16 protein-coding genes, 1 other RNA gene and 1 pseudogene are annotated in these 20,915 nt (G+C 51.7%); 8 read left to right on the top strand and 10 right to left on the bottom strand.

Annotation, left to right across the window (positions count from 1 at the left end):
- Nucleotides 1-1,141: 1,141 nt before the first annotated feature.
- A complete protein-coding gene (locus HMPREF3066_RS08375; RefSeq protein ID WP_003743139.1) occupies nt 1,142-1,330 on the top strand; it encodes a hypothetical protein in 189 nt (62 codons plus the stop codon).
- Nucleotides 1,300-2,343: pseudogene (locus HMPREF3066_RS13735) on the top strand (Arm DNA-binding domain-containing protein); the annotation flags it as partial. The gene HMPREF3066_RS08375 and the pseudogene HMPREF3066_RS13735, both read left to right, overlap by 31 nt.
- 131 nt (nt 2,344-2,474) lie before the next feature.
- Here HMPREF3066_RS13735 and ssrA read toward each other — a convergent pair.
- Together ssrA and HMPREF3066_RS08365 are read right to left on the bottom strand one after the other, a co-directional pair.
- Nucleotides 2,475-2,837, bottom strand: a transfer-messenger RNA (tmRNA) gene (gene ssrA / locus HMPREF3066_RS08370).
- A gap of 115 nt (nt 2,838-2,952) precedes the next feature.
- The gene (locus tag HMPREF3066_RS08365; RefSeq protein WP_003756346.1) at nt 2,953-4,167 is read right to left on the bottom strand and encodes a pyridoxal phosphate-dependent aminotransferase; all 1,215 of its coding nucleotides are present in this window, start codon (nt 4,165-4,167) and stop codon (nt 2,953-2,955) included.
- A 207-nt stretch (nt 4,168-4,374) separates the two neighbouring features.
- Between HMPREF3066_RS08365 and HMPREF3066_RS08360 the strand changes: the two genes are divergently transcribed.
- From HMPREF3066_RS08360 to uvrC, 4 genes are all read left to right on the top strand, one after another.
- On the top strand, nt 4,375-5,493 hold the full coding sequence (locus tag HMPREF3066_RS08360; protein ID WP_070442051.1) for a methyltransferase: 1,119 nt from the start codon (nt 4,375-4,377) through the stop codon (nt 5,491-5,493).
- A gap of 40 nt (nt 5,494-5,533) precedes the next feature.
- The gene (locus HMPREF3066_RS08355; RefSeq protein ID WP_070442048.1) at nt 5,534-6,217 is read left to right on the top strand and encodes a 16S rRNA pseudouridine(516) synthase; all 684 of its coding nucleotides are present in this window, start codon (nt 5,534-5,536) and stop codon (nt 6,215-6,217) included.
- A gap of 303 nt (nt 6,218-6,520) precedes the next feature.
- Nucleotides 6,521-6,841, top strand: a complete 321-nt coding sequence (locus HMPREF3066_RS08350) for a hypothetical protein (RefSeq protein ID WP_049227409.1) — start codon at nt 6,521-6,523, stop codon at nt 6,839-6,841.
- Nucleotides 6,842-6,979: 138 nt separating this feature from the next.
- Nucleotides 6,980-8,815 (top strand): excinuclease ABC subunit UvrC, encoded by a 1,836-nt coding sequence (uvrC, locus tag HMPREF3066_RS08345; protein ID WP_070442046.1) that lies wholly within the window; start codon nt 6,980-6,982, stop codon nt 8,813-8,815.
- Nucleotides 8,816-8,884: 69 nt separating this feature from the next.
- Here uvrC and HMPREF3066_RS08340 read toward each other — a convergent pair whose 3' ends face one another.
- The 8 genes from HMPREF3066_RS08340 to HMPREF3066_RS08300 all read right to left on the bottom strand — a co-directional run bounded on the left by HMPREF3066_RS08340 (nt 8,885) and on the right by HMPREF3066_RS08300 (nt 17,144).
- Entirely contained in the window at nt 8,885-9,607 is a 723-nt protein-coding gene (locus HMPREF3066_RS08340; RefSeq protein WP_070442043.1) for a thermonuclease family protein, read from the bottom strand.
- Between the two features lie 69 nt (nt 9,608-9,676).
- On the bottom strand, nt 9,677-10,348 hold the full coding sequence (gene rpiA / locus HMPREF3066_RS08335; RefSeq protein ID WP_003756885.1) for a ribose-5-phosphate isomerase RpiA: 672 nt from the start codon (nt 10,346-10,348) through the stop codon (nt 9,677-9,679).
- Between the two features lie 70 nt (nt 10,349-10,418).
- Nucleotides 10,419-10,898: a 2-C-methyl-D-erythritol 2,4-cyclodiphosphate synthase gene (ispF, locus tag HMPREF3066_RS08330; protein WP_045073373.1), complete on the bottom strand. Its 480-nt coding sequence runs from the start codon at nt 10,896-10,898 to the stop codon at nt 10,419-10,421.
- A 578-nt stretch (nt 10,899-11,476) separates the two neighbouring features.
- A complete protein-coding gene (locus tag HMPREF3066_RS08320) occupies nt 11,477-11,920 on the bottom strand; it encodes an EVE domain-containing protein (RefSeq protein ID WP_070442038.1) in 444 nt (147 codons plus the stop codon).
- Between the two features lie 131 nt (nt 11,921-12,051).
- The gene (gene ilvD, locus HMPREF3066_RS08315) at nt 12,052-13,911 is read right to left on the bottom strand and encodes a dihydroxy-acid dehydratase (RefSeq protein WP_070442035.1); all 1,860 of its coding nucleotides are present in this window, start codon (nt 13,909-13,911) and stop codon (nt 12,052-12,054) included.
- Between the two features lie 304 nt (nt 13,912-14,215).
- Complete coding sequence (locus HMPREF3066_RS08310) at nt 14,216-15,670, bottom strand: LutB/LldF family L-lactate oxidation iron-sulfur protein (protein WP_049227416.1); 1,455 nt, start codon at nt 15,668-15,670, stop codon at nt 14,216-14,218.
- The gene (locus HMPREF3066_RS08305) at nt 15,667-16,368 is read right to left on the bottom strand and encodes a LutC/YkgG family protein (protein ID WP_070442032.1); all 702 of its coding nucleotides are present in this window, start codon (nt 16,366-16,368) and stop codon (nt 15,667-15,669) included. The genes HMPREF3066_RS08310 and HMPREF3066_RS08305 overlap by 4 nt, the downstream gene beginning before the upstream one ends.
- Nucleotides 16,365-17,144, bottom strand: a complete 780-nt coding sequence (locus HMPREF3066_RS08300; RefSeq protein WP_070442029.1) for a (Fe-S)-binding protein — start codon at nt 17,142-17,144, stop codon at nt 16,365-16,367. Before HMPREF3066_RS08300 ends, HMPREF3066_RS08305 begins: the two co-directional genes overlap by 4 nt.
- Nucleotides 17,145-17,571: 427 nt before the next feature.
- Here HMPREF3066_RS08300 and HMPREF3066_RS08295 point away from each other — a divergent pair, with 427 nt between their 5' ends.
- Nucleotides 17,572-18,981: an MFS transporter gene (locus HMPREF3066_RS08295; protein ID WP_070442024.1), complete on the top strand. Its 1,410-nt coding sequence runs from the start codon at nt 17,572-17,574 to the stop codon at nt 18,979-18,981.
- Between the two features lie 287 nt (nt 18,982-19,268).
- Nucleotides 19,269-20,822, top strand: a complete 1,554-nt coding sequence (locus tag HMPREF3066_RS08290) for a YdgA family protein (RefSeq protein ID WP_070442021.1) — start codon at nt 19,269-19,271, stop codon at nt 20,820-20,822.
- Nucleotides 20,823-20,915 lie beyond the last annotated feature (93 nt).

Here is a 20,915-nt window from a genome sequence, read left to right as displayed (position 1 = left end):
GTCGGGGGAAAAGGAATTTTGCAAAGGTCTCTATATCATTGAATCAAAACGAATACTGCGGGTAACGAAAACAGTATCAACAATGAAACGATTGACCACGAACCTAGGTATTCCTCCGGACATTAGGGGAGATAGATGCCGGTCGTCGGTATACATCATCACTGCTTTATTAGGTTTCACTTTTCACTGAGTGAAAGAACCAGGTTCTTGCAATCATCTTTCAGCCAAGCAAAACTGTCTGCCTCAATCCCCCTTTTGATTGCGGACTTGGTCTCGGCAATCTGCCCATTGCCCGTCGGTATGACTTTCTGCATCGGTGCGGATATGCTGTGAGCAAGCCTTAAAGTGCCTTTAACCCGGCATGCATCACAGTAGTTGCCGGTAGTGACTGCTGTACGGATTCCATTTGCACTAATACGCTGATCTGATTTTGTCAGCCGCCGATAAACCAGGTCCGGATAACGCTAGCGATACTTACATCGGCGCACAGGATATCGGAACCTTGTCCGCTCAATCGGTGCTTGATTAGGCTCAACAGATGGGGAAGTGTGCCTGACCAAGTTCTCCGGTTAGTGAGTTTTGCCAAGGACTCAGGTAGAAACCATTTCAAAAATATCAATCCATTGATATTTAATATTATTTCTACTTTATATTAAAAACCATGCGGCACTCAGCATTAACAGAACCTAGTTCCATTACATGAATACACTTGTGACCATCGTACTTTTTATAGTGATAACCAGCTACGCCAATCCAAAGTAACCTGTTATTCACTCAGTGAACAAGGGCTTTTCTACGTTTCAAACCGCCATATGGTCTGCCAATATTCATCCTTCTTTGAGAATGGGCTGAAAAAAATTTTAGGGCTTTTTGCTGCTAATATAGCAGGTACCGACATAGGCAATGGATGCGCACCTGACACTGTTGCTTATCCCAACGGTAAATCACCCGCCACGACGCTGTGTGGAACACAATCTGCCGTGGGCAATGGATTGACTAAGCCGCTTAAAGGCGAACTTTAAATTTGGAGAAAAAATGCAAACAGAAAGACGACTCAGGTTACCTGATGTCCGCCACATGGTTGGCTACGGCACTACGACCACTTACTGCAAGTCCTAATTACTCATATGGAGGATTGAATATGCTGAACCAAATCCAGTTGAAACGTTACGCCGAATTGTCAGGCTATACAGAAAAGGCTTTAAGGGACAAAATCAGCACCGGTGTTTGGGTAGAGGGACTCCACTACTACCGTGCGCCCGACCGCCACATCTTAATCAACGTAAAAGAGGTAGAAAAATGGCAACGAAACGAATACCAACCGGTGTAGTTATCCGCGATCGCAGTATCAAAATATGGTTCATGTATCGGGGTAAACGATGTTGGGAAAGCCTGCCGCTCAAGCCCACCACCGCTAACATCCGGCACGCTACTAAACTCCGGGAAGAAGTATGTACCCGAATCGCCATCGGCGTATTCGACTACGCCGAATTCTTCTCCGATTCCAAACGGGCTGAAGAAACGGAGCGCAGCCCCTCCTTCCGTGAGATGGCCGAAGCCTGGCTAGCCACCGTTAACCAGCTATCCCACTCCACACTATCCCGCTATCGCGGTATGCTCAACAGCCACGTCCTGCCTAAAATTGGCGACATGCCGATAGACCGTATCCAGTACAGTACCCTAGCCGGGCTGCTGGCTACCTTAGACTGTAGCGCAAAAACTCGCAATAACGTCGCCACCGTTATTCGGCAGCCGTTTGTTCTTGCGCTCCGCGACGGTAGGATAAAAGACAACCCCGCCCAGCATCTAGCCAACGCCAAAGTGCAGAAAGAGCCGCCCGACCCGTTCACACTCGAAGAGGCCGAATCCATCCTAGACTGCCTAAAAAACAAACCTGTGTTTCACAATTACTTCGAACTGGCCTTTTTCAGCGGTATGCGTACCAGCGAGCTCATCGCCCTCACTTGGCAGGACATCGACTTCCAGAGGCAGTGCGTGCGCGTAAACAAAGCATCCGTGGCTGGCAAGCTGAAAAGTACTAAAACCCACAGCTACCGAGACATCGAACTCAATAGCCGCGCCTTGGAAGCCTTACGCAGGCAATGGCAAATAACAGTAGGACTAGCAAGCGGATACGTTTTCATCAATCCAAAAACCGGCAGCCCGTTTGAGAACGACAAAGTACCTTGGAGACCGTGGCAGCACGCCATAAAAATAGCGGGGGTAAGGTACAGGAAACCCTACAACACCCGCCATACATTTGCCACACTCAACCTCATGGCCAGAGCCAACCCCATGTGGGTAGCCCGGCAGATGGGACACAGCACCATGAAGATGCTACTTGAAAACTATTCCCGCTGGATTGACTTGGCCGACAAGCAGCGTGAAAAGTCTAAAATCGAGCAGCTTTTTGATTGGAAATGTGCCAATAGTGTGCTAAAAAACACAGAAATGAAGATAAGTATAGGATATCTTGGTGGAGGCGGGGGGAATCGAACCCCCGTCCGGAAGTCCTCTACAGAGCGTTCTACATACTTAGTCGTGTCTATTTAAAATCTCGTTCCTATCATGCCGACCGACAGGCCTTCTAGGAACCAGTTACCTTAAATCTTATTTCCCACCAAGTAACCCGGCGGAAAACCAGTCAATGTAAAATGACGTTGCGGTAGCTTGCGCTACACAGCCCATTGACCAACTGCTGCAACGGCAGGCCTTAAGCGGCCAGTGCGTAAGTTTCGTCGTTTGCGACTATTTAGATTCAGTGTTTTACGGGAAATCTGAGATCCCGGTATGCCCGCATCTGCTTTGCAACCCCCGTCGAAACCAAGATCGCCCCCAGATGGGAAACGTTAATTATACGCATATCAGGCTGTTTTGCCAAGCAGAACGGGCATAACAAAGGTCGTCTGAACACGCAAATCATGCTTTCAGACGACCTTTCGCCTTATTCGATTATTGCCGGTAAGTCTGCAAGAAGCGCTCGAGTTTGCTCATGGCTTCTTCGATTTGGTGGGTGTACGGCAAGGTAACGATGCGGAAATGGTCGGGACGTATCCAGTTGAACCCTGTTCCTTGGACAAACAAGACTTTTTCGCGCACGAGCAGGTCGTAGATGAATTTCATGTCGTCATGGATACCGTACATTTCGGTGTCGATTTTCGGGAACATATAAAGTGCCCCCATCGGCTTGACGCAGGATATGCCGGGAATTTGGTTGACAAGTTCCCACGCTTTATTGCGCTGCTCCAGCAGGCGGCCGCCGGGCAGGATGAATTCGTTGATGCTTTGATAGCCGCCCAAAGCGGTTTGGATGGCGTGTTGCATGGGCGTGTTGGCGCATAGGCGCATGGAGGCGAGCATATCGAGGCCTTCGATATAGCCTTTGGCATGTTCTTTCGGACCGTTGAGCACCATCCAGCCTTGACGGAATCCGGCAACGCGGTAGGCTTTGGAGAGTCCGTTGAAGGTAATGGTCAGCAAGTCGGGCGCGAGTGCGGCGATGTGGTGGTGAACCGCGCCGTCGTAGAGGATTTTGTCGTAGATTTCGTCGGCAAAGATGATCAGACCGTGTTTGCGCGCCAACTCGGCGATTTCGAGCAGGATTTCTTTGCTGTACACCGCGCCGGTAGGATTGTTGGGATTGATGACGACGATGGCTTTGGTTTTGGGCGTGATTTTGGCTTCCATATCGGCAAGGTTGGGAAACCAGTCGTTTTCTTCGTCACACAAATAATGGCGCACCGTACCGCCCGCCAAAGTGGCGGCAGCCGTCCACAGCGGATAGTCGGGCGCGGGAATCAGGATTTCGTCGCCGTCGTTCAAAAGTGCCTGCATGGACATGGTAATCAGCTCGGACACGCCGTTGCCGATATAAACGTCGTTGACCGAAATGTCGCGCAGACCTTTGGTTTGATAGTAATGAACGATGGCCTTACGGGCGGAATACAGCCCTTTGGAATCGCAATAGCCCTGCGCGGTCGGCAGGTTGCGGATCACGTCCACCAAAATTTCATCAGGCGCTTCAAAGCCGAACGGCGCAGGGTTGCCGATATTGAGCTTGAGGATTTTATGGCCTTCTTCTTCGAGTTGCAGGGCTTTTTTGTGTACCGGGCCGCGGATGTCGTAGCAAACATGGTCCAGCTTGGACGACTTGGGAAATTTCTCCATGATGTGTGTTCCGTAAAATTGTTAACAATGGGGGTAAATGTACTCCGTTTGCAGACGGAAAGAAAGTATTTTATGCAATTGAGAATAGGTCGCCTGAAACCACATTTCAAATTTCAGACGGCCTTTATTACAACCCTATTCCGCTTTCAATACATACTTCCCGAAATATAGTAAACTTGCCGCCGTTTTCCCTTCCTCCTTCCCGTCATGTTTCCCATTATCCCCATCGACCGCGCCGCTGCCGAATGGCGCAACGAAAGCACGCAAAAGCCGCCCAAGCAGGCGGTTTATGTGCATGAAAGCAATGCCGCCGATATTCTGAAAAACGCCCACGCCCACACGGCGACCGTTTGGACGGGCGATTTCCACAACGCCAAACAAGTGTTGGCTGCGATGAAAAAGCGCGTCCGCAGGTCGTCTGAAAAAACGAAAAACGCACCTGCCGATATTCAGACGACCTTCCACACCCACCGCATGAAACAGGCGCAGCAAAGCCGCGTGCTGAACATGCTTGCCGTCGAAATCGGCGCGGGTTTTCAGTTAAGCAACCCGCGCGCGCCCGACGTCCGCGCCGCCCTTGCCGATGTTTACGCCGAACCAAACGACGCGCCTTTTTTGCTGCCGTTCAACCAGCTTTTGGGTTTTATCGGCGCACACGAATGGCACAAAAAAGGCATAGACATTCCGCAGCTTGACGGCAAAATCCACGTTCCCTTCGGCGTGTTCTCGCCCCTGCGCGGCGAATATTTGGACCTAATCGCCCAAGCGCCGTTAAATCCCCATATTCAGACGGCGTTCGACATCGGCACAGGTTCCGGCGTTATCGCCGCCATCCTCGCCAAACGCGGCATTCCCAAAATCACCGCCACCGACACCAACCCCAAAGCCATCGCCTGCGCAACCGCCAACCTCGCCCGCTTGGGGCTGGATAAACAAGTCGCCGTCCAAGCCGTCGATTTGTTTCCCGAAGGACGTGCCGACCTGATCGTCTGCAACCCGCCGTGGCTACCCGCCAAACCGACTTCCGCCGTCGAAACCGCCCTCTACGATCCCGACAACGCCATGCTGACCGCCTTCTTAAACGGCGTGCGGCAGCATTTAAACCCGCAAGGCGAAGCGTGGTTGATCATTTCCGACTTGGCGGAACATCTGCACTTACGCGACCGTGATTTTCTGGAACAATGTTTTCAGACGACCTCTTTAGAAGTGGCCGATATTCTGAAAACCAAACCGCGCCACCGCAAAGCCGCCGACGAATCCGACCCGCTCGCCTTCGCCCGCAATCGGGAAACCACATTTCTCTATCGTTTGAAAGCAAAGTCCTGATATACAATTAGGTCGTCTGAAACCCGTTTCCGCCATTCCCATGCAACTGATCAAATACCTCCAATCCCAAGGCATAGGCAGCCGCAAACAATGCCAGTGGCTGATTCAAAACGACTGTGTCGAAATCAACGATACAGTCTGCAACGACGCCAAAGCCGACATCGATCCCGCTGAAGTCCAAACGCTGCGCATAGACGGCGAAGACATCGTCGTCGTCCCCATGCCCTATTTTTATATCCTGCTCAACAAGCCTGCCGATTACGAAACCTCGCACAAACCGCAGCAATACCCCAGCGTTTTCAGCCTTTTTCCCGATCATATGCGCAACATCGATATGCAGGCGGTCGGCAGACTGGATGCCGATACGACGGGCGTTTTGCTGATTACCAACGACGGGCAGTTCAACCACCGCGTTACCTCGCCGAAACACAAAGTCCCGAAAATCTACCGCGTTACTCTGAAACATCCTTCCGACGAAAGCCTGTGTGCAACGCTGAAAAACGGCGTCCTGCTGCACGACGACAACGAAACCGTCCGCGCCGCCGAAGCCGTTTTAGAAAACCCGACCACCCTGCTGATGACCATTACCGAAGGCAAATATCATCAAGTCAAACGCATGGTCGCCGCCGCCGGCAATCGCGTCGAACATCTCCATCGGGACGAATTCAACGGACGAACGGTAGAAAATTTAGCCTCAGGGGAGTGGAAATTCATCACAGTTTGAAAATTTAAAAGTTTTTTCAAAAAAATTTAACCATTATGATTTTTTTATTTGTTTAAAAACATTATGATATGATTGTTAAGATCATGTTAACCAAACTTAACGCCATCATTCGTGAACTATTATATAATTCGCGTGTCTGAGTAACACTTGCTTCGAGAGAAGTGAGTAAGTGAGTAAGACGTTTTCCCCGTAATGTGTTTGGCCATCTATACTTTTCCCCTTAGTATAGATGGTTTTTTTTATCTTTGATTTCAATTCTTTCAGTCAAGTTCTTTCATTCAATCCTACAAACAGGAGATCGTCATGTTACTCAAAAAAGGCTTGCTTTCTACTTTGTCCATTGCACTGATACTGGGTTTTTCCGCCCAAACTGCCGATGCAGACACCCATAAACGCCACCATCCGCGAACTCAAGCCGAACATGGCAAACTGCATCCCGCCTGCAAAAAGTACCTCGACCGCCGCGCTGCATGGTACAAATACAAAGGCAACCGTGCCGAATTGAAAGAAAACCGAAAAGCCCGCAAAGCTTTCCGTCAGCTACCCTATAAAGAACAACGCATCCAATGCCGCGCCGCTTACGAAGCATTTGATGATTTCGATCAAGGCAAATTCCGCCGTTAACAATCATATCGGTAAAGGTCGTCTGAAAACGGGTTTCTATTTGAGAAAACCTGTTTTCAGACGACCTTTTGTTATATTCCTGAAATATAGTTTCCCCTATAATTCCGACTTTCCAGCCCCTATACTACCACCCGCCCCATGACCACGGACTTCGACATCCCCCTATTCCTCAAAAACCTGCCCAACCTGCCCGGCGTATACCGTTTTTTCGACGAAGGCGGCAACGTTTTATACGTCGGCAAAGCCGTCAACCTCAAGCGGCGCGTGTCCGGTTATTTCCAGAAAAACGACCATTCCCCGCGCATCGCGTTGATGGTGAAACAGGTTCACCACATCGAAACCACCATCACCCGTTCCGAAGCCGAAGCCCTGATTCTCGAAAACAACTTCATCAAAGCCCTGTCGCCCAAATACAATATCCTTTTCCGCGACGACAAAAGCTATCCCTACCTCATGCTCAGCGGGCATCAATATCCGCAGATGGCGTATTACCGCGGCACATTGAAAAAGCCGAACCAATACTTCGGCCCCTATCCCAACAGCAACGCCGTGCGCGACAGCATACAAGTCCTGCAAAAAGTCTTCATGCTGCGCACCTGCGAAGACAGCGTGTTCGAACACCGCGACCGCCCTTGCCTGCTGTACCAAATCAAACGCTGCACCGCGCCCTGCGTCGGACACATCAGCGAAGAAGACTACCGCGACAGCGTGCGCCAAGCTGCTACCTTCCTCAACGGCAAAACCGACGAACTGACCCGCACCCTACAACACAAAATGCAGACCGCCGCCGCCAACCTGCAATTTGAGGAAGCCGCCCGCTACCGCGACCAAATCCAAGCGCTCGGCATCATGCAGAGCAACCAGTTCATCGACAGCAAAAACCCGAACAACCCCAACGACATCGACCTGCTCGCGCTCGCCGTTTCAGACGGCCTTGTCTGCGTACACTGGGTCAGTATACGCGGCGGGCGGCACGTCGGCGACAAAAGCTTCTTCCCCGACACCAAAAACGACCCCGAACCAAACGGACAAGACTATGCCGAAGCCTTCGTCGCCCAACACTATCTGGGCAAAAGCAAACCCGACATCATCATCAGCAACTTCCCCGTCCCCAACGCATTGAAAGAAGCATTGGAAGGCGAACACGGCAAACAAATGCAGTTCGTGACCAAAACCATAGGCGAACGCAAAGTCTGGCTGAAAATGGCGGAACAAAATGCACAAATGGCAATAGCCCAACGCCGCCTGCAACAAAGCAGCCAGCAACACCGCATCGACGAGCTGGCAAAAATCCTGAACATGAATTCAGACGACCTCAACCGCCTCGAATGCTTCGACATCAGCCACACCCAAGGCGAAGCCACCATCGCCTCCTGCGTCGTGTACGACGAACAAAACATCCAACCCTCGCAATACCGCCGCTACAACATCACCACCGCCAAACCCGGCGACGACTACGCCGCCATGCGCGAAGTCCTCACCCGCCGCTACGGCAAAATGCAGGAAGCCGAAGCCAACGGCGAGGCCGTCAAATGGCCGGATGTCGTATTGATTGACGGCGGCAAAGGACAAATCGGCATCGCCGTATCCGTATGGGAAGAACTCGGGCTGCACATCCCCTTGGTCGGCATCGCCAAAGGCCCCGAACGCAAAGCCGGCATGGAAGAACTCATCCTCCCGTTCACCGGCGAAACCTTCCGCCTGCCGCCCAACAGCCCCGCCCTACACCTCCTGCAAACCGTGCGCGACGAATCACACCGTTTCGCCATCACAGGCCACCGCAAAAAACGCGACAAAGCCCGCGTTACCTCCTCTCTGAGCGACATCCCCGGTGTAGGCAGCAAACGCCGCCAAGCCCTGCTCACCCGCTTCGGCGGCCTGCGTGGCGTCATTGCCGCCAGCAAAGAAGATTTGGAACAAGTCGAAGGCATCAGCAAAGCATTGGCGGAAACCATTTACGAGCATCTGCATTAAACGATAGGGTAAATAAAGCAAGAGGTCGTCTGAAAAGTTTTCAGACGACCTCTTGCTTATATTTCCTTCTTACCAAATCCCCAACCAGTTTTCTTCCAATTTTGAGTTTCCGCGTCCTTCTTGCGCTTCGCGTTCCTCCCTTCGGAAATCCCACGGAGCTTGCGGATTTTTACCGCCCCACAAACCTTTACGTTTTTGTTTTGCCTGCTTTTGGGCGGCAGCGTAATCGGTATAGGCGGTTTTGTTTTGCTGTTTTTTGGCATAGCTGTCGTAATGCCATGCCGCGCCGTCGCGCAGCTGCATAAGGTTCAAATCGGTTATCCCAACGGATACCTGCGCAACTTCGCGTTGGTAGCGGTCTTTCTCGAATACGCGTACTTTCACTTTTTTGCCGTCGGCTTCGGCAATCAGGTTGTCACGCGAACGCGTACCGTATGCCTGATTGATCTCGGGCGCGTCGATATACGCCATGCGGATTTTGTGTTTTGCACCGTCTTCGTCGATGACATGAAGGGTATCACCGTCGTGGATTTTGGTGATTTTTCCGTGATAAGTATAAGGGGCTTTTTTGTGTATGCCAGTCTTGCCCACTTGGTTTTCAGACGACTTTGGCCTGATTGTATCGGTCAGTAGCGCACCGACGGACTCTAAGCCGAAATGACGGCTGTCTGTAATATCGGAAACAATCTGAACGCCTGATTGAACAAGTTCGGTATCGCGTGAGCTGTAACCCAATGCGCCCAATACAGACAGGAAAACGGGCAGCCATTTGAGCATGGTAGTGGTCTTCATAATTTGAGAATGATAAGGTCGTCTGAAAACCGAAATTGGTTTTCAGACGACCTTCGCTGTTTATTGCCTTTAATTTTGTCCGGGTTTGATGACTTTGACTCCCTGCTCTGTACCCAATATCAGCACATCCGCGGCGTTGCGGGCGAAGATGCCGTTTTCGAGAACGCCGGTGATGCGGTTAATTTCGTCTTCCATAGTCAGCGGACGGTCGATATGCAAGTCATAGACATCGATAATTTGGTTGCCGTGGAAGGTGGTGTAGTTCAGGCGTAATTCAGGCTGTCCGCCCATTGCCAAAAGTTTGCGCGACACCAGCGAACGCGCGCCGGGCAACACTTCTACGGGCAGCGGGAATTTGCCCAAACGCGAAACATATTTGCTCTCGTCGGCGATACAGATGAATTTGTCAGACGCACTGGCGACGACTTTTTCGTTTAAATGCGCGCCACCGCCGCCTTTAATCATTTGCAGCATATGGTTCACTTCGTCCGCGCCGTCAACATAGACAGCCAGCCCCATCACATCATTCAGCGATACTTCGGGAATGTCGTATTGCGCCATCAGTTCGCTGGACTTTTTAGAAGTCGAAACCGCGCCTTTGATTTTTTTGCCGCTTTTACCCAACGCTTCGATAAACATATTGACGGTCGAGCCGGAGCCGATGCCGATGTATTCGTTTTCGGGTACGAATTCCACCGCTTTCTCGGCGGCAATGCGCTTCAATTCGTCTTGAGTAGCCATGATTTCTCCTTAATGGGATGCCGGTTGATGGGTATATGTTAACATTTTCATGCCATTTGTGCTTGCCTGCTTACGCTTTTTCCAGCAACACCGCCGCCTGCGCCTCGATGGCTTCCATGCGTCCCAAATAGCCGAGTTTTTCGTTGGTTTTGCCTTTGATATTGACACAGGTCGTCTGAATCCCTAAATCGGCGGCAATGTTGGCGCGCATGGCGGGAATGTGCGGCGCGAGTTTGGGCTTTTGCGCGATGATGGTCGTATCCACGTTCACAACGCGCCAGCCTAAAGCCTGCACGCTTTGATACGCTTCGCGCAACAATACGCGGCTGTCGGCATCTTTAAACTCGGCGGCGGTATCGGGAAAATGGCTGCCGATGTCGCCCAAGCCCGCCGCACCGAGCAATGCGTCGGTAATCGCGTGCAAAAGCGCGTCGGCATCGGAATGACCGAGCAGGCCTTTTTCAAACGGAATATTTACGCCGCCGAGAATCAAATCGCGACCCTCGACGAGTTGGTGGACATCGTAGCCTTGTCCGATACGGATATTCATGTTTTGTCCTTTTTTCAATGTCAGGTCGTCTGAAAAACGGGTTGGGCATCTGTTCCGACTTTCTTTAAGCCCTTTTTCAGACGACCTCAATATTTGATTTGATAGACCGCTTGCGAAAACTCGAATAGTTCACAACTCAAGGCAGCTTGTTCCTAATAATCCGGATTCGTACAAAAGTCTAAGTTGCGACGATTCAATCCGCCGAACACTCCGCAGCCAAATATTCGTCCAACACCTTTACCGCCAATGCCAGTAGCAGGTTAAACCGTCGGCGGATAAGCTTTAAATCCCGGATACGGCTGACCGACAAGTTCTGCTGCAACCAGCGGTAGGACTCTGCTTATCGGCATATAGCGCAGCCAGTGCGTTTTGGCCGGCACGTTTTTCCATACCGTTCACAAACCAATAGGCGGATCCGATAAGCAGCAGCACATACCATCCTTCGCTATAAACGCTGCCTCCCGCCTGCAACAGCAGCACCTTATGCTCGCCCATCAACCCTTTCGGTGTGCCGTCTTCGCCGTAACGTAAGGTTTCTCTATGGCAGCCTGAAAACGTGTGGGCAGTCAGTGCCCACCCTACAAGAATCCCTGTTGTTTCCAGACCGTGTCGGGTGGCAACTGCATATACGTCCGCACAAAATCAAAGAAATCTCGGCTGATTTCAAAATGTCCGTAACGCAGCATGGAGGCGTATTTTTTCCATTCGGGATGCGTGCGGATGATGTCTATCGGGCAGTTGCGGCGGGTTTCGGCATAGTCCACATTGCGGCGGAAGGGGATGAAGGTCTCGTTCATTTGGAACGGATAGGCGGTATCGTCCGTAATTTGGCCGAATGCGGTAAAGGCTTGCAGTTTTTCCGTGCCGTCCATGCGGATTTTCGGGCTGTAATAAAGCAGCCAGTCGCCGCGCTTCATGCGGTTGAGCGGTGCGGCTTTGCCGTGGCACACTTGGCAGAACCCGCCTGCCACGCCGCGCAGGACGTGTTCTTGGGATACGGTGCCAATCCAATATTTCGTCATTATTGTCTTTCTATCGGTTGCGGATTTGAAGCAGCCTGCACTTGGGTTTTCCGAAAGTGCAGGCTGCTTTTTGGGTTTCAGACGACCTACGATACCGTATGGTCGTCTGAAACCTTTATTGCCGTACTGTTTTACCGTTCAATTTGGCTCACATCACGCACCGCGCCTTTGTCGGCGGAAGTCGCCATTGCGCCGTAGGCGCGCAGGGCGGCGGAGACGTAGCGGTCGCGGTTTTCCGGTTTCCATGCTTTGCTGCCGCGTGCTTCCATTTCGGCGCGGCGTTTTGCGAGTTCTTCGTCGGACACTTTCAGGTTAATGCTGCGGTTGGGGATGTCAATTTCAATCGTGTCGCCTTCGTGCACCAAGCCGATGGCGCCGCCTTCCGCCGCTTCGGGCGAAGCGTGGCCGATGGAGAGGCCTGATGTGCCGCCGGAAAAGCGTCCGTCAGTTAGCAGGGCGCAGGCTTTGCCGAGGCCTTTAGATTTCAGGTAGGAAGTCGGATACAGCATTTCCTGCATACCGGGGCCGCCTTTGGGGCCTTCGTAGCGGATGATGACGATGTCGCCGGCGACGATTTGGTTGCCCAAAATGCCTTCGACGGCGGCTTCTTGGCTTTCAAACACGCGGGCGCGGCCGGTGAATTTGAGGATGCTCTCGTCCACGCCTGCGGTTTTCACCACGCAGCCGCGCTCGGCGATGTTGCCGAACAAGACCGCCAAACCGCCGTCTTGCGAGTAGGCGTGTTCGACGTTGCGGATGCAGCCTTTTTCGCGGTCGAGGTCGAGGGTTTTCCACATGCGGTTTTGTGAGAACGCTTGGGTGGTGCGCACGCCGCCGGGCGCGGCTTTGAAGCGTTCGATGGCGTGGGTGTTTTCGGGATTGGTCACGTCCCATTTTTCAATCGCGCCTTTCAGCGTCGGCGCGTGGATGGTGTACACGTCGGTGTGCAGTTTGCCCGCTTTGTCCAGTTCTTTCAGGATGGCGAAGATACCGCCGGCGCGGTGCACGTCTTCCATGTAGTAGTCGTGGTTGTTGGGCGCGGTTTTGCAGATGCAGGGCACGACGCGGCTTAAGCGGTCGATGTCGGCCATTTTGAAATCCACGCCCGCTTCGTTGGCGACGGCGAGCAAGTGCAGGATGGTGTTGGTGGAGCCGCCCATGGCGATGTCCATGGTCATGGCGTTTTCAAACGCTTTTTTGGTGGCGATGCTGCGCGGCAGCACGGTTTCGTCGTTTTGTTCGTAATAGCGTTTGGTGATTTCGACAATCATGCGGCCGGCTTCGAGGAACAATTCTTTGCGGCCGGCATGGGTGGCGAGGTAGGAACCGTTGCCGGGCAGGGACAGGCCGAGCGCTTCGGTCAGGCAGTTCATGGAGTTGGCGGTGAACATGCCGGAGCAGGAGCCGCAGGTCGGGCAGGCGTTTTGTTCGACTTCTTCGACTTGCTGGTTGCTGACATTGTCGTCCGCCGATTCAATCATGGCGTCAATCAAGTCCAAGCGGCGTTCGGGCTGGATGTTTGCCACGCCGATGACCTTGCCCGCTTCCATCGGGCCGCCGGAAACGAAGATGGTCGGGATATTCAGGCGCATGGCGGCAATCAGCATTCCCGGAGTGATTTTGTCGCAGTTGGAAATGCACACCAGCGCGTCGGCGCAGTGGGCGTTGACCATGTATTCGATGGAGTCGGCAATCAAATCGCGGCTGGGCAGGGAATACAACATGCCGCTGTGTCCCATGGCGATGCCGTCGTCGATGGCGATGGTGTTGAATTCTTTGGCGATGGCGCCCGCTTTTTCAATCTCGCGGGCAACCAGCTGGCCCATATTGTGCAGGTGGACATGGCCGGGCACGAATTGGGTAAACGAGTTGGCAACGGCGATGATGGGCTTGCCGAAGTCGGTTTCCATCACGCCGGTGGCGCGCCACAATGCGCGTGCGCCCGCCATGTTGCGGCCGTGGGTGGAGGTTTTGGAGCGGTAGTCTGGCATTTTGCATTCCTTTATTCATATGATAAGGCCGTACCTAACAGGCAGGCTTCGCATTCTGAAAATACGCTGAAATGATTGCCTGCGGCCTATAAAAATAGTTTGGTATTTTATACCAATTATGTTTGGCAAAGAACCGCTATTTTGTAATAAAACTAAGCAGTATTTGCTTATCCTGCATTTGCTTCAACAATAAACAGAAGGTCGTCTGAAATACTTTTCAGACGACCTTTATAACTTTTACAAGAAAAAAGCTTAGACACATATCATGTCCAGATATGGGTCATTACCCTTATGAATTTCGGCTTTACGCTTTTTCTTTTTGGCGCATTTTTTCCGCCATCATTTCATGCAGCGTTTTCTTGGCAGGTTTCATCGGAACGCGGTTGTCCGTCCAGCCCAGTTGCTTGCTTGGCGTCAATGCACGGAATTTGGTGGCCGCCCAACCGAAGGCACGGTAGGCCTTGCTGCCGCTGAAAATACCGTTGAATGTGCGCCATGCCATTTGTTCGCCGAAGGTATGCGATGCGCCTTGTCCGCGGATAGGATGCGGTACGACTTCGGTCGGTGAACGTTGCGCTTCAACACGCAAACGCTGCATTTGCTCGGTAATCGGGATGCGTACCGGACAAACTTCCACGCACGCGCCGCACATGGTACAGGCGGTCGGCAGATCGCGGGTGGCTTCCAAGCCCAAAAGGTGCGGAGAAATAATCTCGCCGATAGGGCCGGGGTAGGTTGTGCCGTATGCCGCGCCACCGATACGGGTATAAACCGGACAATGGTTCATACACGCGCCACAACGGATACATTGTAAGGTGCGGCGCATTTGGTCTTCGGCATAGGCTTGGCTGCGGCCGTTGTCGAGCAGGACCAAGTGCATTTCCTGCGGACCGTCCAGCTCTTCGCTGCGGCGCGGACCAGTAATCATATTGAAATAGGTAGTGATGTTCTGACCGATGGCGGAACGCGGCAGTAGGCTGTACAAAGGCGGAACGTCCGACAGCTTGGCTACAACTTTTTCAATACCGGTAATGGCGATATGCACGGGCGGAACGGTGGTACTCAAGCGGCCGTTGCCTTCGTTTTCAACCAGACACAGCGTACCTGTTTCTGCAACAGCAAAGTTTACGCCGCTCAAGCCGACATCGGCAGTGCTGTAAATATCGCGCAGGGCTTTGCGGGCGAAGCCGGTCAGTTGGTCTACGTCGTCCGTTAAGGGAGTTCCAAGATTTTGGTGGAAAAGTTCGCTAACCTGTTCTTTGGTTTTGTGAATGGCGGGCATCACGATATGGGTCGGTTTTTCGCCTGCCATTTGGACGATAAACTCACCCAAGTCGCTTTCCACCGCTTTAATGCCTTTTGCTTCAAGATAATGGTTCAGCTCGATTTCCTCGCTGACCATGGATTTGCCTTTGACCATCAGCTTACCGTTTTTGGCAGTAATGATGTCGTGGATGATTTGGCAGGCTTCGGCCGGAGTTTCCGCCCAGTGTACTTTAACGCCCAACTTAGTCAGGTTTTCTTCCAGCTGCTCCAGTAGGGCGGGCAATTTAGACAATGAGCGCTGACGGATGTGTTCGCACAAATCGCGCAGGCTTTGCAGCTCTTCTTCGTCGGTCAAAACGGCTTTGCGTTTGGTCATCAGCATATCCATCGCGGTACGCAGACTCTTACGCAAAGGCTTGTCTTGAAGGGAAATTGCGGCGTTTTGTTTGAAAGTTTCCGGCTTCATGTGGAACTTGATGGTTTGCGTAGTCATGCGTTTTCCTCCAAATCGGCAGGGGAAATGTGGTCAGGCAGGATGGCGAGGATGACCAAATCACGCGGACCGTGCGCGCCGTAAGCAAGCGTCAGTTGGATGTCTGCGGTTTTGGACGGGCCGGAAATCAGGAAAACATTGGTCGGCATACCGTTTTCTACCAGTTTTTCGCCTTCGACGGCGTTGTGAAATTCGTTATACATTTTCGCCGTATCAAACAGGCAGAAATGCACGGGCGGAACAAGGCTCAACGTACGCGGCTCTTCGGGGCTGGAAAACAGCATCAGCGTACCGGTGCGGGCGATGCCGCATTGCGAGCCGCTGAAGCCTGCATCGATGTTCGCGAAAAACTCGGTTTTCCAAGTATCGATTTCGCGCTCGAAAGCAATCGGTTCGATATTGCTGTCCACCAGCGCGGCACGGGCGATTTGTCCGTGTTCAGTCGCCAACGGCAGCAGGATGTTTTTCAAACCTTTGCCTTCGGCTGCTTGACGGAATACTTGCGGCCAGCCGGTTTTGGTCACCCAATAAATTTCGGTTTTGACGGCGCGCATAGCGGCAGCCCAATGTTTCAGTCGCTTAACTTCGTTGTCCCAAGAAACACCCATTTCACGGTAATAATCAAAAACCGCAGGCTCTTCCATCGGCAATGCGTCGGCTTTTTTCAGTTTTGCCAAAATATTTTCGCGCGCGCTCATGCTTTGCCTCCGGTACGCTCCAACAAGAAGGATGCGATGTGTTTCGGACGCGGCATGTTCGGCTCGTCCTTAGCGATTTTGCCGCCGATGTTCATCATGCAGCCACAGTCCGCGCTGATGATTTCGGTCGCACCGGTTTCTTTCAGCGCGGCAACTTTGTCGGTTACCATCGCGCCGGAAATATCCGCTTGTTTGACGGAGAATGTACCGCCGAAGCCGCAGCATTCGCTTTCGTGATCGTGAACGATACGTTCAACGTTTTCCATGCCATCAATCAACTGCCATCCTGAAATATGGACATTCATTTCTCGGCGGGCGGCGCAGGAAGTGTGGACGGCGACTTTGACCGGCTCGCCTTTGTCTTCAGGCTTGTAGTCGATGGCAAGCAAGAAATGAGTAAACTCAATGATGCGGTTGGCACAATCAACCGCTTTGGATTCGTATTCTGTATTTTTAAACAGAGTAGGCCAGTGATGTTTCATCATGCCGCCGCACGAGCCGGACGGTACGACGATCGGCCAGTTTTCAGGGAAAAGGTCGAGTTGCGCTTTGGCGACATCAAACGCCTCGGTCGGATGGCCGGAAGAGTAGGCGGGTTGGCCGCAGCAGCTTTGCGCCATCGGGTAATGAACCCGTATGCCTTGCTGCTCGATTAAAGTAATGGCATCCATGCCTGCTTCGGGCATGAAAAGATCGAGGACGCAGGTGCCGAAGAAATAAACATCGGTCGGCTTGCTGTCGAATTTAGTGATTTTGGGTGGGGTGATTGCGCTCATTTTTTCGTTAACGGGAGTGCCCGTTTTTCTTTGTATAAATAGACGGCTACTTTAAGTAATTGCATGTAGGCGGTCAAGTATAATTTTAAAAAATAATATTGGAATCGGATGACTGCTAAGACCTAATACCCGCATATCTTGAATCGTCCTCATATATGCTAATTATTATCATTATAATTAATCTCTGATATATTCATAATTAAACAATACCCGAAATAAATTGCTTATGAACTCATTGCCGCTATAACGACTGTCATTCCATCACTCAACTTCAAAGGTCGTCTGAAACTCATCGCTTAAAAGTACATTGCTCAAACAATATTCTAAAACTGAATTAGATTGACAATATTATTTGCCAATAGCTGCCTTTTGCTACCCTTACCCTCTTTCAGACGACCTCCTGCCAAATCAGTTACAATGCATCCCTATGAACAAAACTGAATCAAATGTTTCGGAAACGCCGCCCGTCCGCCCGTCCCGATGGCTGCCCCTGCTGTTGGCGATTGCGATTTTCATGCAAATGCTGGACGCGACGATTCTGAACACCGCCCTGCCCGAAATCGCCAAAGATTTCAAAGTATCGCCACTCAATATGCAGCTGGCGGCGATTTCCTATACGCTGACCGTTGCCCTGCTGATTCCTTTAAGCGGCTATTTGGTGGACAGGTTCGGCACTAAAAACGTATTTTTTGGTTCAATCGGCATTTTCATGCTCGGATCGGCATTGTGTGCGGCGGCAGCCAATCTGCCCATGCTGGTGATGGCGCGGGTGATTCAGGGCATAGGCGGGTCGATGTTGGTTCCCGTACCGCGCCTGACGATTTTGCGCGTGTACGACAAATCCCAACTGCTCAACGCCATCAACTATGCCGTCATGCCCGCGCTGATCGGCCCGATATTCGGCCCTTTGGTCGGCGGCTATTTGGTCGAATACGCATCTTGGCATTGGATTTTCCTGCTGAACCTGCCCATAGGGCTGCTTGGCGTCTTGCTGGGCTGGCGGATTATGCCCGATGTCAAAGGCGAGAATACCGCGCTGGACTTGAGCGGCTACCTGACTTTCGCTTCGGCGGCGTGTCTCTTGATGTTGGCTGTGGAAATGGTGTCCCACTCGGGCGCGGTTTGGTTTTCGCTCTTACTCGCATTCGGCGGCACGGCATTCGCCCTGCTCTACTACCGCCACATGAAAACCGCCGCCAACCCGATTTATGCGGCGGATTTGTTCCAAGTCCGCACCTTCCGGCTGGGTCTGACAGGCAATCTGTTCAGCCGGCTCGGCATCAGTTCCATCCCCTTTTTGCTGCCGCTATTGTTTCAAGTCGCGTTCGGCTTTGCCGCCAGCGTATCCGGCTGGTTGGTCGCGCCCGTCGCTTTCGCCTCGCTTGTTGTCAAACCGCTCATCAAGCCCCTGATGTCGCGCTTCGGCTACCGCAACGTGTTGATTTGGAACACGCGCCTCCTCGCCATACTGATTATGCTGCTTGCCCTACCCGACGCCGACACGTCCTTAAGCGTATGGATAGTCTTGCTGCTCCTCATCGGCACCTGCAACTCCATCCAGTTTTCCGCCATGAACACCCTGACCATCGCCGACCTGCGCGCGCACCAAACCGGCAGCGGCAACAGCCTGATGGCGGTCAACCAACAACTCGCCATCAGCCTCGGCATTGCGCTCGGCGCGCTTATCCTGCAAAACTGGTCGCAAAGCAGCTTTACCGCAGGCAACCTCCACCTCTCATTCCGCCTTACCCTGCTTTCCATCGGCTTGATTACACTCGTCTCCAGTACCATATTCAGCCGCCTGCACATTTCCGACGGACGCAACCTAACCGACTGAACATTTCCCCAAACCTTAAAGGTCGTCTGAAAGATATTCCACGCTTTTACCCGCACCACCCATCCGTCAAAGCAACTAACGGAAACAGTAAAAACTGCATTTGAACATCATTTGAAACCTAATACAGACATATCCAAACACTACCCGCCAACACCTACCGAACAATCGAAAAAACAGCCCAAAATTTTTCAGACGCCCCATATTCTTCACAGGAAGCCGCCACACCGAAAAGACAAGCAAAGCAAAAAATGCTATGCTTAACGCTTTCAATCTGTGTGTCTGAAGCAATGAAAAAGTATCTTATCCCTGTTGCTGCCGTAGCCGTAGCAGCCGTACTTGGTACCCCCTACTACCTCGGCATCAAAGCAGAGGAAAGCCTTACCGCACAACAAAAACTCTTACAAGACTCCGGTTTTCTGACCGTAGAATCGCATCAATACGAACGCGGCTGGTTCAGCGCAACGGAAACCACCGTTATCCGCCTGAAGCCTACCCTTCTTCAAAATACGCAAAAATACCTGCCCGACAATCTGAAAACCATCCTGCAAGAGCCGATTACGGTTATCAACCACATCAGCCACGGACCGTTTGCCGGCGACATAGGCACTCAGGCGCACATCGAAACCGAGTTCAAATATCACCCTGAAACCGAAAAAGCATTGTCGCGCTTCTTCGGCAAACAAACGCCGGTAACGATGAGCAACACCATCTATTTCAGCGGCAGCGGCAAGCTGGATTTGAGTATCCCTGCTTTCGATTACGAAGAGCTTTCCGGCATCAAGCTGAACTGGAAAGGTCTGAGCGGGCATACCGACTATAAAAAAGATTTCCAAAGTTACAGCCATGACTATCTGGCTCCCTCCCTTCAAGTCAAGCTGGCGGACAAGGGCGACATTTCTCTGGAAAACCTACATTTCCAATCTGAAACCACAAGCGGCCTCAACAAACTGTCTTTAGGCAAAAGCAGCACTACGCTGGATAAATTCCTGCTCCAGTGGAAAGACAACATCGATTACAACATCAAGCTGAATGAATTGGTGAACTTGGTTACCAATCTACAAATCGGCGCGTTTATCAATCCGACAGGTAGCATCCCTCCGTCAAAAATCGAAGTCAGCAAACTGAAATTTGAAACCGATACTCACGAAGCGGACAAATTCATCAACAGCGAAGGCCGCTTCCAATTTCAAGATCTGACTTACGGCGATGAAAAATACGGCCCACTGGACATCAATATTGCCGCCGAACACTTGGATGCATCCGGCCTTCTTGCGCTGAAAAATAAATTTGCCGAGATCGCAGATAAAAAAATGAGCGAAGAAGAAATCCAAAACGCCTTGATACAGACCGCCAAGAACGAGGCTTCAAGCCTGTTTACCAATAATCCTATCTTAAATGTTAAGACCTTCAAATTCACGATGCCTCAAGGCGATGTCGATGTCAGCGGCAAACTGCTGTTTAAAGGTTTGTTAGTAAAAGATTTGAACAGCCTCAGTGATATGCTGAAAAAAACCGAAGCCGGATTTGACATGGCGGTTCCGCAAAAACTGCTCGAACAACTGGCAATCAGTCAGGCACGCAGCATTTTCAGCGTCAATCCCGACGATGAGGCAAATGGGCAGGCAGGTATCGAAGACGTTACTGAGACCCTGCGGCTGATGGTGGACAGCACCATTCGCAGCATGGCGGACGAAAAATATCTGACGCTGGAAAACAGTACGGTCAAAACCAAGATGACTTTGCAAAACGGTGAACTGAAGCTCAACGGCAAAGTCCTTCAAAGCGATCCCGAACCGGATTTTGATGAGACGGATATGGTTTCCGAACCATCCCATCCATAAACCGAAAGATCGTCTGAAAATTCAGACGACCTTTTTTCTTAGCGGGTTTAATTTATAGCAAATATATAGTGGATTAACTTTAAATCAGGACAA

The sequence above is a fragment of the Neisseria sp. HMSC03D10 genome (assembly GCF_001807625.1).
GTDB lineage: Bacteria > Pseudomonadota > Gammaproteobacteria > Burkholderiales > Neisseriaceae > Neisseria > Neisseria mucosa.
This window is presented reverse-complemented; position numbering and strand designations above follow the sequence as displayed.

Excerpts from the sequence above, each read along its gene's own strand:
- HMPREF3066_RS08375 (WP_003743139.1), top strand. The coding sequence starts at position 1,142 with ATGCTGAACCAAATCCAGTTGAAACGTTACGCCGAATTGTCAGGCTAT.
- HMPREF3066_RS08365 (WP_003756346.1), bottom strand. The coding sequence starts at position 4,167 with ATGGAGAAATTTCCCAAGTCGTCCAAGCTGGACCATGTTTGCTACGAC.
- HMPREF3066_RS08360 (WP_070442051.1), top strand. The coding sequence starts at position 4,375 with ATGTTTCCCATTATCCCCATCGACCGCGCCGCTGCCGAATGGCGCAAC.
- HMPREF3066_RS08355 (WP_070442048.1), top strand. The coding sequence starts at position 5,534 with ATGCAACTGATCAAATACCTCCAATCCCAAGGCATAGGCAGCCGCAAA.
- HMPREF3066_RS08350 (WP_049227409.1), top strand. The coding sequence starts at position 6,521 with ATGTTACTCAAAAAAGGCTTGCTTTCTACTTTGTCCATTGCACTGATA.
- uvrC (WP_070442046.1), top strand. The coding sequence starts at position 6,980 with ATGACCACGGACTTCGACATCCCCCTATTCCTCAAAAACCTGCCCAAC.
- HMPREF3066_RS08340 (WP_070442043.1), bottom strand. The coding sequence starts at position 9,607 with ATGAAGACCACTACCATGCTCAAATGGCTGCCCGTTTTCCTGTCTGTA.
- rpiA (WP_003756885.1), bottom strand. The coding sequence starts at position 10,348 with ATGGCTACTCAAGACGAATTGAAGCGCATTGCCGCCGAGAAAGCGGTG.
- ispF (WP_045073373.1), bottom strand. The coding sequence starts at position 10,898 with ATGAATATCCGTATCGGACAAGGCTACGATGTCCACCAACTCGTCGAG.
- HMPREF3066_RS08320 (WP_070442038.1), bottom strand. The coding sequence starts at position 11,920 with ATGACGAAATATTGGATTGGCACCGTATCCCAAGAACACGTCCTGCGC.
- ilvD (WP_070442035.1), bottom strand. The coding sequence starts at position 13,911 with ATGCCAGACTACCGCTCCAAAACCTCCACCCACGGCCGCAACATGGCG.
- HMPREF3066_RS08310 (WP_049227416.1), bottom strand. The coding sequence starts at position 15,670 with ATGACTACGCAAACCATCAAGTTCCACATGAAGCCGGAAACTTTCAAA.
- HMPREF3066_RS08305 (WP_070442032.1), bottom strand. The coding sequence starts at position 16,368 with ATGAGCGCGCGCGAAAATATTTTGGCAAAACTGAAAAAAGCCGACGCA.
- HMPREF3066_RS08300 (WP_070442029.1), bottom strand. The coding sequence starts at position 17,144 with ATGAGCGCAATCACCCCACCCAAAATCACTAAATTCGACAGCAAGCCG.
- HMPREF3066_RS08295 (WP_070442024.1), top strand. The coding sequence starts at position 17,572 with ATGAACAAAACTGAATCAAATGTTTCGGAAACGCCGCCCGTCCGCCCG.
- HMPREF3066_RS08290 (WP_070442021.1), top strand. The coding sequence starts at position 19,269 with ATGAAAAAGTATCTTATCCCTGTTGCTGCCGTAGCCGTAGCAGCCGTA.